1 protein-coding gene (cut by a window edge) is annotated in these 14,089 nt (G+C 72.0%); it reads left to right on the top strand.

All coding sequences use genetic code 11. The annotated features are described in order from the left end of the window. Window positions 1-14,089, top strand: the 3' portion of a protein-coding gene (locus SLAV_RS10250; RefSeq protein ID WP_100660855.1) for a non-ribosomal peptide synthetase. The gene continues 9,542 nt to the left of window position 1, outside the view; only the last 14,089 of its 23,631 coding nucleotides appear in the window; its start codon lies beyond the left edge, outside the window; the stop codon is at window positions 14,087-14,089.

The raw sequence follows: 14,089 nt of genomic DNA, 5'->3' as shown, positions 1-14,089 counted from the left end.
GGCACAAGCAACTCAGGAGGACCGAGTGTCACCGTCGGACAACGACATCCGTACGGCCCCCGCCGATGCGGCGGAGGCGCTGGCCGGTGCGCTCCGCGCGGCCGGCATCGACCTCCAGTCCGGCGGTCTCTCCGGAGACACCTCCGTGGCGGACCTGCTGGCCCTGCTCCAGCAGAAGCAGACCGCTCCGGAGCCGGTGGCTGCTGCGGCCACCGACGGCCGGGGGGAGGCGGGTACCGCCCCTTTCGCCCTCGTACCGGCTGAGGACCGCGATCGAATACCGGCCGGGCTGGCGGACGCCTACCCCCTGTCGCAGGTCCAGACGGGCATGGCGGTCGAGGTACTGCTGGAGGGCGCGGGAGACGACTACCACCGCGTGACCACCTTCCGGATCCGCGACGGCCACGCCTTCTCCCACGCGGCGCTGGAGACCGCGGCCCGTACCGTCGTCGCCCGTCACGAGATCCTCCGTACGTCCATCGACCTGACCACGTACTCCGTGCCCATGCAGCTGGTGCACGCCGAGGCCGGGATTCCCTTCAGGACCCTGGACTTCACCGCCCTCGGCGAGCAGGCCACGACCGACGCGGTCCGCGCCTTCATCAAGGGCGAGGAGGAGCAGCGATTCGACCTCGGGACGGCCCCGCTGCTGCGGGTGGCCGGTCTGGTGGAGAGCGACGACGCCTGGTCACTCGCGCTCACGCACAGCCACCTCGTGCTGGAGGGGTGGAGCCACCACTCCCTCCTCATGGAACTCCTCGACGTGTACCGCGCCGTGCGCGACGGGCGGGACCCCGACGCCGGTCGCGAAAGCATAGGCGTGCGTTATGCCGACTTCATCGCGGGCGAGCTCGCATCACTCGCTGACGAGGCCGACCGTGCGTACTGGGCGGAGACCGTGCACAGCCACCCGGCCGTGACCCTTCCCGCCGGCTGGGGCGACGGCTCCACCGATGCCGCCTCCTACCGGCTGCCCGTGTCGTACGGCGACCTGGAGGACGGTCTGCGGACGCTCGCCGAGCGCGCCCGCGTCTCGATGAAGAGCGTGCTGCTCGCTGCCCATCTGAAGGTGATGAGCCAGCTCACCGAAGAGGATTCCTTCACCGCCGGCCTCGTCTTCGACGCCCGGCCGGAGCTCCTCGGCGCCGACAAGGTGCTGGGCATGCACCTCAACACGGTGCCCTTCGCCCACAACCGGGGCGCGACCACCTGGAAGACCCTCGTGCGCCAGGTCTTCGAGCGGGAGATGGACCTGTGGGAGCACCGCCGCTACCCGCTGCCGTCCATCCAGCGGCTCGCCGACACCGGCCAGTCCGTGGTCGAGGTGCTCTTCACGTACCAGAACTACCACCAGGTCGACACCGGCCTCATCGACGTCGACGGCGCTGCCGAACAGGGCGACGTCACCTCCCAGTTCCCGCTCGCCGTCACCACGCTCGGCGGCCACCTCATGCTGACCGCCGACGCGAAGGAACTGGCGCGGCCGAACGCGGAGCGGATCGCCGGGATGTACCGGGCGGTGCTGGAGGCGATGGCCGACGACCCCGACGGCGACGCCCTCGCCGCGCGGCTGCCCGGAGACGAGGACGCACTGGTCGTCTCCCACTGGAACGGGACGGCCACCGAGGAGCCGGCGGGTTGTGTGCCGGAGTTGTTCGCGGCTCGGGTTGCCGGGTCGGTGGATGCGGTGGCGGTGTCCTCGGGTGGGGTGTCGTTGTCGTACGGGGAGTTGGATGCCCGTTCGTCGCGTTTGGCGGCGCACCTGGGTTCGCTGGGTGTGGTGCCTGGTGATGTGGTGGGTGTGCTGTTGGAGCGTGGGGTGGAGCTGTTGGTGGCTCTGCTTGCGGTTCAGAAGGTGGGTGCCGCGTATCTGCCGATGGATGCGGGGCATCCTGTGGCCCGTCTGGCGGGGATCGTGGAGGATGCGGCTCCGCGTGTGCTGGTGACGCAGGGTTCTCTTTCCGAGGTGGCTGCCGGGATTCATTCCGGTGTGCGGGTGCTGGTGGACGCGGATGCTGCGGTGATCGGTGCGGCTTCGGTGCCGTCCGTGGTCCGGGTCACGGATCCGGCGTCGGTGGCGTACGTGCTGTACACGTCGGGTTCGACGGGGCGGCCGAAGGGTGTCGCGGTTACGCATGGTGCCCTGGGGAATCTGCTGGTGGGTATGCGCCGTGTGCTGGGTGAGGCGCGGGGTGTGGAGTCGTGGCTGGCTTCGACGTCGGTGTCCTTCGACATCTCCGGGCTGGAGCTCTATCTGCCGCTCATCGGCGGCCACCGCGTCGTCATCGCCGAGCACGGCCAGGACCTGGCCGGGCTGATCGCCTCCGAGCAGGTCACCCACGTCCAGGCGACCCCCTCCGGCTGGAAGCTGCTCCTGGAGGCCGGATTCGCGACCCCGTCCGTCACCGCTCTGGTCGGTGGCGAGGCGCTGCCGGTGGAACTCGCCCGAGAACTCCGCGGCAGGGTTTCGCGGCTGGTGAACGTCTACGGTCCGACGGAGACGACGATCTGGTCGGCGACCTGGGAGGTCCCGGCCGGGCCGGCGGCGGTCTCGATCGGTGCGCCGATCGACAACACGCAGCTGTACATCGTGGATTCGTTCATGGAGCCGGTCCCGGTCGGTGTGGTCGGTGAGCTGTGCATCGCCGGTGACGGTGTCGCCCAGGGGTACGTCGGCCGGCCCGGCCTGACCGCCGACCGGTTCGTGCCGGACCCGTTCGGTGCGCCGGGCACCCGTCTCTACAGGACGGGTGACCTCGCCCGTCGTCTGGCCGACGGGGAGATCGAGTTCCTGGGCCGTACGGACCACCAGGTGAAGATCCGTGGTTACCGGATCGAGCTGGGTGAGATCGAGTCCCGTCTGCTGGCGCACCCGGCGGTCAAGGACGCCGCGGTGGTCGCCCGTACCGAGGAGTCGGGTGACACCTGGCTCGTCGGCTACCTCATCCCCGGCGGCGGGTCGGGGGCTGTCGACCAGGGAGAGGTCCGTTCCTTCCTGCGGGAGTCCCTGCCCGACTACATGGTTCCGGGCGCGTTCGTGGAGCTGGAGGCATGGCCCCTCAACACCGCCGGCAAGCTCGACCGCAAGGCACTCCCCGCCCCCGAGGTCTCCGTGCAGGCCGAGTACGTCGCTCCGCGCACCGAGACCGAGGAGCGGATCGCCGAAGCCTGGGCCGCCTCGCTCGGGCTGGAGAAGGTCAGCGTCGAGGACAGCTTCTTCGACCTCGGCGGTGACTCCATCCGCGCCATCGTCCTCGTCGGCGCCATCCGCTCGGCCGGTTTCCAGGTGGCCGTGCAGGACGTCTTCGAGCACCGCACGGTCGCCGAACTGGCCCGCCACGTCGCCGGCCAGGACACCCCCGTCGAGGACTTCACCTACGTGCGGCCCTTCGCTCTGATCGGCGCCGAGGACGAGGAGCTCCTGCCCGCCGACGCCGCGGATGCCTATCCGGTCTCGCAGGTCCAGCTGGGCATGCTCGTCGAGATGTCCCTCGGCGAGGAGCGCGCCGCCTACCACAACGTGGACGCCTTCCGGATCCGTGACGACCGCCCCTTCGACGCCGAGGCCCTCCAGCGCGCCACGGACGAACTGACCGCCCGCCACGAGGTCCTGCGTACCGGCTTCGCTCTGGCCGGATACTCCGTCCCCCTCCAGATCGTCCGCGTCGACGTCGCCAACCCGGTCACGGTCACCGACCTGACCGACCTGAACGGGCAGGAGTTCGGCGCCGCGCTGCGCGCGGTGAACGAGGAGGAGAGCGCCACCCCGTTCGACCTGGAGCGGGCTCCGCTGCTCCGGGTGCGCGCCGTGCTCCAGGACGAGGAGTCCTGGTGGCTCGTGCTCACCCACGCCCACCCGATCCTGGAGGGCTGGAGCTACCACTCCGTCATGGACGAGCTGGTCTCCCTCTACGGGCAGCTGGTGGAGACCGGCACCTTCGAGGAAGCGCGTCCGACTCCCGGCCGGTACGCCGACTTCATCGCGGGCGAGCTCGCCTCGCTCCAGGACGAGGACGACCAGGCGTACTGGCGCGGCATCGTCACCGACCACGCCGGCTTCGAACTGCCGGAGGCCTGGGGCGACCAGCTCGGGGCAGACCCGGAAGCGTACGAGTCGTACCAGATCCACGTGCCGGTCCACGACCTCGCGCCGAAGCTCCGCGAGCTGGCGACGACCGCCGGTGCCTCGTACAAGAGCGTGATCCTGGCCGCCCACCTCAAGGTCCTCAGCCAGCTCACCGAGGAGACCTCCTTCTTCACCGGGCTCGCCTTCGACGCCCGGCCCGAGCTGCTCGGAGCCGACCGCGTCGCGGGCATGCACCTGAACACCGTCCCCTTCGCCCACGACCGCACCGCCGCCACCTGGCGCGAGCTCGTCGCGCAGGTCTTCGCCCACGAGAGCGCCCTGTGGCCCCACCGGCGCCACCCGTTGCCCGCCATCCAGCGTGCGGTGGGCGGCAACCGGCTGCTGAGCGCTGTCTTCAACTACCTCGACTTCCACCAGGTGGACACCGCGGTGGTCGACGAGGAAGCCAGCACCGGTATCGGCTCGACCGAGTTCCCGCTGGCCGTCGTGGCCCGCGGCGGGCACATCGGGCTCCGCTCCGACACCCGCCACCTCGGCCGTTCCCAGGCCGCCCGGCTCGCCGAGACGTACCGGGCGGTACTGGAGGCCATGGCCGGCGACCCGGACGGCGACGCCCGCGTCACGTTCCTGGCACAGACCGACCGGGAGCTGATCCATCCGGCAGCGGCAACCGTCGCACCGGTCACCGACACCCTGCACGGCCTGTTCGCGGCCCGGGCGGCGCTGCGCCCCGACGCCGGGGCGGTCACCGCCGACGGTGTCACCCTCAGCTACGCCGAGCTCGACGCGCGCTCCAACCGCATCGCGCACCGGCTCCTGGAGCTGGGCGTCGGCGCCGAGTCCGTCGTCGGCCTGTGCGTGGGCCGCGGGGCCGCGCTGGTTCCGGCCCTGCTGGGCGTGCTGAAGGCGGGCGCCGCCTACCTGCCGATGGACCCGGCGCAGCCCGCCGCCCGGCTCGCCTTCATGGCCGAGGACCTCGGCCCGAAGGTGGTCGTCACCGACACCGAGCACGTCGCGGTCGCGGCGGCGGCCCACACCGGCGCCCTGCTCGTTATCGACGGCGAGGAGGACGAACGACGGCTCGCCGCCCTCCCCGCCACCGCCCCCGCGCGGGCCACCGACCCTGCACAGCTCGCCTACATCATCTACACCTCTGGCTCCACCGGGACGCCGAAGGGCGTCGGCGTCAGCCACGCCAACGCGGTGCGGCTGATGAACGCCACCCACGAGCGGTTCCCGCTCGACGAGCACCAGGTGTGGCCGCTCGTCCACAGCTACGCCTTCGACGTCTCCGTGTTCGAGATCTGGTCGGCGCTGGCCCACGGCAGCCGGCTCGTCGTCGTCGACGCGGACACCGCGCGCAACCCGGACGCGCTGCTCGACCTCGCGGTCGCCGAGGGGTTCACGATCCTCCTCAACAGCCCGTCGGCCTTCCGGGGCATGGCGGCCGCGGCCCAGCAGGGAGACGACCGGATCGCCCGGCTGAACCTGCGCGCCATGTTCTTCGGCGGCGAGAAGCACACCGGAGCCGATCTGCGGGCGTGGACCGATCAGTTCGGGCTGGAGCGCCCGCAGCTCGTCGAGCTGTACGGGCCGACCGAGGCCACCGTCCAGGTGACCCACCACCGGATCACCGAGGAGGACCTGGCCGCTCCGACCGGCATCCCGCTCGGCCACCCGCTGCCCGGCACCACCGTCCTCGTCCTCGACCAGGAGGGCCACCCGGTTCCCGTGGGAGTGCCCGGCGAGCTGTACCTCGGCGGCCCCCAGGTCTCCCGCGGTTACGTCAACCGGCCCGCCCTCACGGCGGAGCGCTTCGTGCCGGACCCGTTCGGCGAGCCCGGCAGCCGTCTCTACCGCACCGGTGACCTCGGCCGGATGATGTCCGACGGCGGCATCGACTTCCTCGGGCGCGTGGACGACCAGGTCAAGATCCGCGGCTACCGCGTCGAACTCGGGGAGATCCAGGCCGTCCTGATCGCCCACCCGGCGATCCGTCAGGCCACCGTCGTCACCGACTCGACCGCCCCCGGCGACCCTAGGATCGCCGCCTACGTGGTCCGGGCGGACGACGAGGAACTGCCCCAGCCCGCGGCGCTGGCCGAGTACTGCCGTACCCGGCTGCCGGACTACATGGTCCCGGCCGCCTTCACGGAACTCGGTCACATCCCGCTGATCTCCAACACCAAGGTCGACCGCAAGGCCCTGCCGGCCCCCGACTGGTCGGCTCTGGCCGGCAGCCGTTCCCGTGTCGAACCCCGCACCGGGGACGAGCGGCGCATCGCCGAGGTCTGGGGCGAGGTGCTGGGCCTGGAGCAGCCCGGGGTCGAGGACAGCTTCTTCGAGGTCGGCGGCGACTCCATCCGCGCCGTCGCCCTGGTGGGCGCGCTGCGTGCGGCCGGCTTCGCACTGACCGTCCGCGACGTCTTCGACGCCCGAACCGTGGCCGGCCTGGCCGCGCTGGGCACTGGGGGCGGCGACACCACCGCCTTCCAGCCGGTGGCTCCCTTCGCCCTGATCACCGACGCCGACCGGGCGGCCCTGCCCGCCGGCCTCACGGACGCCTACCCGGTTTCGCAGGGCCAGCTCGGCATCCTCGTCGAGCAGCTCGCCGACACCGCAACGCCCAAGTACGTCAACGTCAGTGCGTTCCGGGTGCGGGACGAGCAGCCCCTCGACCCGGCCGCGCTGCGCCGGGCCGTGACCGAGCTGACCGCCCGCCACGAGGTGCTGCGCACCTCCTTCGAGCTGACCCGCTACTCCGTACCGCTCCAGCTGGTCCACGAGGACGCCGGGCAGCGGCTCGCCGAGCGCGATCTGCGCGGGCTCGACGAGCAGGCCCGGGCCGACGCGGTCGCCGCGTTCGTCGCCGAGGAGCGGACCACCCCCTTCCCCGCCGGAGCGCGTTCGCTGATGCGTGTCACCGCCCTCCTGGAGGGCGAGGGAGCCTGGTGGCTGGGACTCACCCAGAGCCACGCCATCACCGAGGGCTGGAGCCACCACACGATGGTGGCCGAACTCCTGGAGCTCTACCGTTCGGTACGCGACACGGGAGAGCCGGGCGCCCGGCCCGTAACCGGTGTCCGCTACGCCGACTTCGTGGCGGGCGAGCTGGAGGCGCTGGCCTCCGACGAGGACCGGGACCACTGGCGTGCGGTCACCGCGGACTACGAGCCGTTCGAGCTGCCCGGCGGCTGGGGCGACACCCGGAGCGAACCCGAGCCCTTCACGGTCCGGGTGCCGTTCGCCGACGTCGAGCCCGCACTGCGGGAGCTGGCCCGTACGGCCCGCGCTTCGATGAAGGCCGTCCTGCACGCCGTGCACCTCTCCGTGCTCTCCCGGCTCACCGGACAGGAGCGCTTCAGCACCGGACTCGCCACCGACGCACGGCCCGAGGCCGTGGGAGCCGAGCGCGTGCTCGGCATGCACCTCAACACCGTCCCCTTCGCCTTCGAACGCGGGGCGCGCACCTGGCGCGAACTGGTCGGGCAGGTCTACGGGCAGGAGGCCGCCGACTGGTCCCACCGCCGCTACCCGCTGCCCGCCATCCAGCGGGAGGCGGGCGGCCACCGCCTCATCGACGTCACCTTCAACTACCAGGACTACCAGCGCATCGACAGCGGCGAGATCGACACCGGTGCCAGCGACGGCGCCGCCGCTACCGAGTTCGCCCTGATCGTCACCACCACCGGCGGCCGGCTCAGCCTGGCCACCCACACCGGGGTGCTCTCCAGGGCCGAGGCCGAGCGGATCGCCGCGATGTACCGCGCGGTCGTCCTGGCGATGGCCGCCGACGCCGAGGGCGATGCCCTCGCCCCCCTCGCCGCCGGCGAAGAGGAGCTCCTCCTCGGCTGGGGTACCGCCCCCGTGTCGCCGATCGACCGGACGATCACGGGCCTGTTCGCCGCCCAGGTGGCACAGCGTTCCGACGAGGTGGCGGTCTCGTACGGAGACACCCGGCTGAGCTACGCCGAACTCGACCGGCGCACCGACCGGCTGGCGGCGGCCCTGATCGCCGTCGGCGCCGGACCCGAGACGACCGTCGCGGTCAGCATGGACCGTTCGGCGCTGCTCCCGCTCACCCTGCTCGCCGTCCTCAAGACGGGCGCCGCATACCTTCCCGTGGACCCGGCCTACCCGGCCGACCGCAAGGAGTTCATGCTGGCCGACTCGGGGGCCGTGGTCCTCGTCACCGACGGCCGGACGGCGACCGCCCCCGACAGCTGGACCGGACCCGTCGTCCGGGCGAGCCTGGACGAGGCCGTCGCAGCGGCCCCGGTAGACCTTCCCGCCGTGCACCTGGACCAGCTGGCGTACGTGATGTACACCTCCGGCTCGACCGGCACGCCCAAGGCCACGATGATCACCCACCGAGGGGTCGTCCGGACCGTCACCCAGGACGCCTCACTCGCGGTCGGCCCGGACGACGTGGTGACCCACGCCTCCAGCGTTTCCTTCGACGCCGCCACGGCCGAGATCTGGAGTGCCCTGCTGACGGGCGCCCGCCTGGAGATCCTCGACCGCGACACGGTCCTGGACCCGCAGGCCCTGGCCGGTGTCGTCGCCTCGCGCGGCGTCACCACCCTGTTCCTGACCACCTCCCTCTTCAACCACGTGGCCCGGGCCGTGCCCGGTGCCCTGGGCGGCCTGCGGACCGTCGGCTTCGGCGGTGAGGCGGCCGACGCCGCCACCGTCCGGACGCTGCTGGCCGCAGGCGGCCCCGAGCGCCTCGTCAACATGTACGGCCCGACGGAGAACACCACCTTCTCCGCCGTCCAGGTGATCACCGCCGTCGACGGGGCCGCGAGCTCCGTCCCGATCGGCGTCCCCGTGCACAACTCCACCGTTTACGTCGTCGACAGCGAGCTGCGCCTCGTCCCCCGCGGTGTTCCCGGCGAGCTGTGCGTCGGCGGCGCGGGCCTCGCCCGCGGCTACCACGGCCGGCCCGGCCTGAGCGCCGAGCGCTTCGTGCCGAACCCGTTCGGGGCTCCCGGCGAGAGGATGTACCGCACCGGCGACATCGTGCGCTGGCTGCCGGACGGCACGCTCGACTTCCACGGGCGCGCCGACCACCAGGTCAAGCTGCGCGGCTACCGCATCGAACTCGGCGAGGTCGAGTCCGCGCTGCGCGCCCATGCCGACGTCACCGAGGCTGTCGTCGTGCTCCGCGAGGACACCCCGGGCGACAAGCGGCTCGTCGCCTACACGGTCAACGCCGCCAGCTCGGCCCCCTCGCCGGCCGCACTGCGCGAGCACCTGCTGCCGGTGCTGCCCGACTACATGGTCCCGGCCGCCTTCGTGGCCCTGGAGCGGCTGCCGCTCACCGCCCACGGCAAGCTCGACACCCGCTCCCTGCCGGTTCCGAGCGCCGACGCGTTCGCAGCCGGCACCGGGAGTGTGGCACCGCGCAACCCCACCGAGGCCCGCATGGCCGAAGTGTGGAGCGAGGTGCTGGGGCTCGATGGGATCGGCGTCGAGGACAGTTTCTTCGATCTCGGCGGCGACTCCATCCGGGCCGTCACCCTCGTCGGCGCGCTCAAGGTGGCGGGCTTCGAGGCCACCGTCAGCGATGTCTTCGAGCACCGCACCGTCGCGAAGCTGGCCGAGGCCACGGCCGGCCGGGAGACCGCCGAACTGCGCTACGTCGCTCCCTTCGAGCTGATCTCGGACGCCGACCGCGCGCTGCTCCCGGCCGGGGTGTCGGACGCCTATCCGCTCGCCCAGCTCCAGATCGGCATGCTGGTCGAACAGCTGAGCTCCAAGGACAAGGGCACCTACCACCACACCACGTCCTTCGACATCAAGGACGGACGGCCCTTCGACCGGCAGGCGCTGTACACGGCGGCCCAGCTGGTCACCTCGCGGCACGAGGCCCTGCGTACGGGGGTGGACCTGGAGACCTTCTCCGTGCCCATGCAGCTCGTCCACGAGAGCGCCGAGATGCCGGTGGCCTTCCATGACCTGACCGGGCTCACCCCCGACCAGGTGGCGCGGCGGGTCGCCGAGATCAGCATCGAGGAGCAGGAGAACGCCTTCGACGTCAGCCGCCCGACGCTGCTGCGTCTGGCGGCGGCGGTCAACGACAGCGGCTGGCGGCTGTTCATCAGCCTCAACCACACGATCATCGAGGGCTGGAGCCACTACAACATCTGGATGGAGGTCCTCACCACCTACGGTGAGCTGCGCGACGGCAACCGACCCGTCGAGCCCGAGCAGCCGCAGCTGCGCTACGCCGACTTCATCGCCGGCGAACTGGAGTCGCTGGCCTCCCCGCGCGAACGTGCCTACTGGCGGTCCGTGGTCGAGGAGAACGCGCGCTTCATCCTCCCCTCGGCCTGGGGCGAGGAGCCCGAGCAGGGCGAGGAGGCCCGCACCTACTCGGTCGAGGTGTCGCTGCGGGACATCCAGGACCGGATCCGGGCCGTGGCCAAGGAGGCCGACGTACCGGTCAAGAGCGTACTGCTGGCCGCCCACCTGAAGGTGCTCGGACAGCTCACCGAGGAGGAGTCCTTCTACAGCGGCCTGGTGTGTGACGCCCGTCCCGAGGCGCCCGGGGCCGACCGGGTCGTGGGCATGTACCTCACCACCCTGCCCATCGCCTTCCGGCGCGGCGCCCGCACCTGGCGGGAGCTGATCCAGGGGGTCTTCGCCACCGAGACGGAGCTGTGGCCCAACCGCCGCTTCCCGCTCCCCGAGGTGCAGCGCGAGGCCGGCAGCCGCCGCATCATCGACGTTTTCTTCAACTACCTGGACTTCCGGCAGATCGACACCGACCTCATGGACATGAGCAGCAGCGTCCGCGAGGGAGGGACCGAGTTCGACCTCGCGGTCACCACCATGGCGGGCGAACTCGGGCTGCTGACCAACTCCCGGATCATGAGCAGGGCCGAGGCCGAACGCCTCGGCGCCATGTACCGGGCGACCCTGGATGCGATCGTCGACGACCTCGACGGCGACGCCGGGACGGTCCTGCTGCCGGCCGGTGAGCGGGAGCGGCTGCTGGGGGAGTGGGCCGGTACCGCCGGCAACGCCTTCGACAGCCGCCCCGTGCACCACCGCATCGCCGAGCGCGCCGCCGCCGCCCCCGAGTCCGTGGCGGTGACCGTCGGGGAGGAGCACACCACCTACGGGGCGCTGAACACCGCGGCCAACCGGATGGCCCACCACCTGATCGACTCCGGCGTGCGGCGCGGCGACTTCGTCGGCGTCCTCGCCGACCGGGGTCTCGAACAGCTCGTCGCGGTCCTGGGCGTGCTCAAGGCGGGCGCGGCGTACCTGCCGCTCGACCCGGAGGCCCCCGCCGACCGGATGGCCCACCAGCTCGCCGACAGCGCGGCGCGCGTCCTGGTCACCCAGGAGCACCACCTGGCCGGCGCCCCCGCCGCGGAGATCCGTACGGTGTGCGCCGACCGGGACGCGGCGGCGATCGCGGCCCGCCCCGGACACGACCCGCTCGTGCCCGTGGACGGCGACGACCTCGCCTACACCATCTACACCTCGGGCTCCACGGGCCGCCCCAAGGGCGTCCTCGTCACCCACCACGGCCTGGCCAACTACCTGGACTGGGCACTCGGCCACTACGGCATGGACGGCGCGCACGGTGCCCCCATGTTCGGCTCGATCGCCTTCGACCTGGCCGTTCCCAGCTTCCTGCTCCCGCTGATCTCGGGACGCGACGTCGTCGTCGTACCGGGCGACCGGGGTCAGGAGGCGCTGCCGGAACTGCTGCGCGGCGAGGGGGACTTCAGCATCGTGAAGATCACCCCAGCCCACCTCGATCTCGTCACCACCGAGATCGATGACGCCGGCGGCATCGACTCCGTCCGCACCTTCGTGGTCGGCGGCGAGGAGATGCGGGCCGAGGCGGTCGCCGCCTGGCGGCGGGTCGCCCCGAACGCCCGGATCGTCAACGAATACGGGCCGACGGAGACCGTGGTCGGCTGCGTCGTCCACGACGCGACGGCCGGGGACCCGGGCGCCGCCCCGTCGGTGCCGATCGGCCGTCCCATCACGAACACGCAGGTGTACGTGCTGGACGCGGAAGGCCGGCCGGTCCCGGTCGGTGCGGTCGGCGAGCTCCATCTCGGCGGGGACGGAGTGGCCCGCGGCTACCACGGGCGGCCCGCGCTCACCGCGGAGAAGTTCGTACCGCACCCCTTCACCGAAGTGCCGGGCCGGCGGCTCTACCGGACCGGCGACCTGGCCAGGTTCCGCTCCGACGGCACCCTGGAGTTCCTGGGCCGCCGCGACGACCAGGTCAAGATCCGCGGCTACCGTGTCGAACTCGGCGAGATCGAGGCGGAGTTGCTGCTCGCTCCCGGCGTCAGGGACGCCGTCGTCCTGGCCCGCCAGGACGGCCCGGGGGAGCGCCGGCTCGTCGGCTACGTCGTCGCCGAGGACCCGGCGGTGGCGCCCGCCCCGGCCGACCTCGCCGCCCACCTGCGGACCCGGCTGCCCGCCTACATGGTCCCCCCGGTCTTCGTCACTCTCGACGAGCTGCCGCTCGCGGTCTCCGGCAAGGTCGACCGCAAGGCCCTGCCCGCCCCCGACCAGTCCCAGCTCACCTCCGGAGTCCCCTACCGGGAGCCCGTCACCGAGGCCCAGAAGCTGCTCGCCGGCGTCTGGTCCGAGGTCCTCGGAGTGGAGCGGGTCGGCCTGGACGACAGCTTCTTCGCGCTCGGCGGCGACTCGATCCTCGTCCTGCCGGTGATCTCGGCCGCCCGCAAGGCCGGACTCGTCTTCTCGCTCAGCACCCTGTACGAGAACGAGACCCTGGCCGAGCTCGCGGACGCCGTGGACCCGGCACCCCCGGCCCCGGCCGCCGACGCGGACGCGCTGGCCGAGGCGCTGCGCCTGGTCATGGCGCACCAGGACGCGCTCGGATTGCGGGTGGTGTCCGAGAAGCCCGTCGAACTCCCCTCGCCGGAAGCGCTGATGGCCGAACACCAGGTGCCCGGCATCTCCGTCGCCGTCATCCGGGACGGGGAGGTTGCCGAGGTCAAGGCGTACGGCGTGACCCGCCACGGCGGGAGCGAGCGGGTCACCCCCGACACGCTCTTCCCTGCGGGCTCGGTCAGCAAGCACGTCACCGCCCTGGGCGTCATGCGGCTGGCCAAGGACGGGGTCATCGACCTCGACGAGGACGTCAACCGCTACCTGACCTCCTGGCAGGTCCCCGGCACCGACCCGGCGCACCCGGTCACCGCCGAGCGGCTGCTGCGCTTCACCGGAGCCGTCAACAACGTCTCCGAGGACCCGGACGACCACTACTACACCGTCGGCGAGGAGCTGCCGACCGGCCTCGACGTCCTCCACGGCCGGGCACCGGCCAAGACCCCGGCCGGAGCCCTGGACGGAGTTCCCGGCCAGGTGTTCCTGAAGAACAACATCAGCTACACCGTCCTCCAGCTGCTGATGGAGGACGTCACCGGCAAGCCCTTCCCGGAACTGATGCGCGAGCTGGTCCTGGACCCGCTGGGCATGACGGCCAGCCACTTCGTCAGCGCCGATCCGACCGTCCTCGGCCGGCCGGTCGCCCACGGGCACGACGCGCCCGGCGTCGTCCACCCCGACGGCTGGCAGGCCCACCCGGAGACCGCCGCGGCGGGACTGTGGACCACCGCCGCCGAACTGGCCCGGGTGACCACCGAGATCCGCCGCGCCCACCGGGGCCTGCCGTCCCCGATCCTCACCCGCGAGCTGACCGAGCGGATGCTGACCATCGTCGAACCCTGCCACTTCTACGGCATGGGCGTCTTCGTGGACCGCTCGGGCGGCGGCATCGACTACGGCCACACCGGCCAGACCGCCGGCTACCGCGCCATGGCGCTCAGCCAGATCGAATCCGGCACGGGCCTGGTGATGCTCGCGAACGCCGAGTACGCCCGGCCGGTCCTCAAGTGGCTGATGGCAGCCGTACGCGAACAGGACCGGTGGGCCGCCAAGGGCGAGCTGGCCCGCCTGTGGGAGGTCGGCCGGGTCAACCCCGAAGCCCAGGACTGA

The organism is Streptomyces lavendulae subsp. lavendulae (genome assembly GCF_002803845.1).
GTDB lineage: Bacteria > Actinomycetota > Actinomycetes > Streptomycetales > Streptomycetaceae > Streptomyces > Streptomyces lavendulae.
The sequence above is the reverse complement of the archived record's forward strand: the minus strand, read 5'-3'. Positions and strand labels throughout refer to the sequence as shown.